Annotated in this window: 2 pseudogenes; both read right to left on the reverse strand. The window is 63.8% G+C overall.

Annotated features, from left to right (window positions below):
- Positions 1 to 190 precede the first annotated feature (190 nt).
- Positions 191 to 990: pseudogene (gene istB, locus BAY1663_RS22440) on the reverse strand (IS21-like element helper ATPase IstB).
- Positions 983 to 2,481: pseudogene (gene istA, locus BAY1663_RS22445) on the reverse strand (IS21 family transposase). Before istA ends, istB begins: the two co-directional pseudogenes overlap by 8 nt.
- Positions 2,482 to 2,597 lie beyond the last annotated feature (116 nt).

Below are 2,597 nucleotides of genomic sequence, written 5' to 3' on the forward strand. Positions count from 1 at the left end.
TGTTGGCGCCGACCGAAAACTGACCCACCCTGCCGATTGAAAATTGACCCAGGGCGGATTGCTGATTTCATCTTCAGCAATTGTGGATAAGTCTACCAGCCGAGCCCGTCCGCATTCGTATTTCGACGACGCGACATTCCGACATCAGGCCAGCCAGATGCGGGGATCTGGTTGGCCTGATTTCACACCCTCAAAACGGCTCCTCCTCCAGCGCCTGACCTCCCTTGCGTTTTCGTTCGCGTGACTTGATCTTGGCCTGAGCCGCCAGGCTGCTGTGTTGCAGGCGGTAGGATTCGTTGCCGGTTTCGATGATGTGGCAGTGGTGGGTGAGCCGATCCAGCAGGGCGGTGGTCATCTTGGCGTCGCCAAACACGCTCGACCATTCGGCGAAGCTCAGGTTGGTGGTGATCGCCACGCTGGTGTGCTCGTACAGCTTGGACAGCAGGTGAAACAGCAGCGCGCCGCCGGCCTGGCTGAACGGCAGATAGCCCAGCTCATCGAGGATGACCAAGTCCATGCGCAGCAGTGACTGGGTGATTCGCCCGGCCTTGCTTCGTGCTTCTCGCGCTCCAGCAGGTTGACGAGGTCGACCGTGGAGTAGAAGCGCACGCGCTTGCCGTGCTGGGTGATGCCGGACACGGCGAGGGCGGTGGCCAGATGGGTCTTGCCGGTGCCGGGCCCGCCGATGAGCACCAGGTTCTGCGCACTGTCGGTGAAGTCCAGGCTGGCCAATTCCCTGATCAGACGCGCATCCGCGCAGGAGGCGCTGAAGTCGAAGCCGGCCAGGTCACGGTGCATGGGCAACTTGGCCATGTTCATCTGGTGACTCACCGAGCGGATGGCCCGATCCGCGTGCTCCTGTTGCAGGAGGTGCTCGAGCAGCCACTTGGACGCGGCCGTCGCCGACTCACCCTGCGCGAGCAGCTCCGCCCAGGCATTGGCCATGCCGTGCAGGCGCAGCTCCTTGAGTTCTGCCAGCAGATCACGCATGGCCGGTCTCCTCTGCCTGGCCACGCAGGCGGTCGTAACGCGCCGTGTTGGCGGCGGGCGCCTCCCGGAGCGACAGGTGAGTTTCGACGGCGACCGGCGGCACGGCCGCGGTCAGGCGAGCCACGACATTGAGGATGTGTTCGGCGCTGAGACTGCCGCTCTCCAGCACCAGTTCGACCGCCACCAACACGGCATCGAGCCCGGCGATCGGCACGGCAGCCAGCACTTGCGCCATGACCCGGTCACCGCCGGCATGACGCCGCAGGCCATGCTTGAGCTGGCGCAGCGGCGCTGGCAGATCGGCGAAGGGCGCGCCATTGCGCAGCGCGCCCGGTTTGCGCTCGATCAGCGAGATGTAGTGCTGCCAGTCATAGCTGACCTGGTTGCGATCCAGCAGGCGGACATGACTGGCGATCGGTACGTCATCGGCCACCAGGTCGATCCGTGTCGGATACAGGCGGCAGCTGACCCACTGGCCGGCGTATTCACAGGGCACCGAGTAACGGTTACGCCCCACACTGACCAGGCAGGTACTGGAGACCCGCGCCGGACGCTCGACATAACCGTCGAAGGGCGTGGGCATGGGCATCAGTTCGGCCCGCTCCAACTCCAGCACCTCGGCCACGCTCAGCCCGCCGTATTGCGGGTGCGACAACTCGCTCCAGAGCGCGCGGCAGCGCTGCCCCAGCCAGGCATTGAGCGCCTCGAAGGAGTGAAACTGCTCGTCCTGGGCGTCCAGCCAGATACGTCGCCGGCTGTCCTGGACATTCTTCTCGACGATGCCCTTTTCCCAGCCCGAAGCGACATTGCAGAAGTCCGGGTCGAACAGGTAATGCGCGCACATCACCGCAAAGCGGGCATTGACCGTGCGCCCCTTGCCCTTGTTGACCCTGTCCACGGCCGTCTTCATGTTGTCGTAGATGCCGCGCCGTGGCACACCGCCCAGAGCACCGAATGCGCGCGTATGGGCGTCGAACAACATCTCATGGCCCTGACTGGGATACGCCACCAGCCAGAATGCACGGCTGGCGCACAGCTTTAGGTGCGCCACCTGAACGCGCCGGTAGATGCCGCCGATCAGCAGGCCTTCCTCACTCCAGTCAAACTGGAATGCTTCGCCGAGCGCAAAGCTCAGCGGCACGAAGGCGTGCAACGCCTTGCCCTGCTCGCCGCGCCAGGCACGGATAAAGGCCGTGAGCTGGCTGTAGCCGCCGTCGTAACCCTCGGCCTTGATCTGCGCCAGCAGCGCCTTGGCACTGCGCCGCTGCTGCCTGGGACGCAGCGAATCGGCCTTCAGCGCCTGCTCCAGCGAGGTGTGAAAAGGGGTGAGCTTGTTGAAGACCGCGCGGCGCCGGTACACCGGCTGCTTGGCCTCCGCGCCCTGACCCATTTGCGGATGGTGTTGCGCGACAGTCCGGTGCGCTTGGCTATCTCATGCAGCGACAGCCCGTCGCGGAAATACATCCGCCGAATTTTCCCCATCATTTCCATACTGATCACCCTGTGTTCTCCTGCTCAAAAATTGAGCAGGAGCCATTGAACACCTGGGTCAGTTTTCAGTCGGCAGAAGGGCCTTTACTGGGTCAGTTTTCGGTCGGCGGCAACAA

The sequence above is a fragment of the Pseudomonas sp. BAY1663 genome (genome assembly GCF_000582595.1).
Classification (GTDB): Bacteria; Pseudomonadota; Gammaproteobacteria; order Pseudomonadales; family Pseudomonadaceae; genus Stutzerimonas; species Stutzerimonas stutzeri_AF.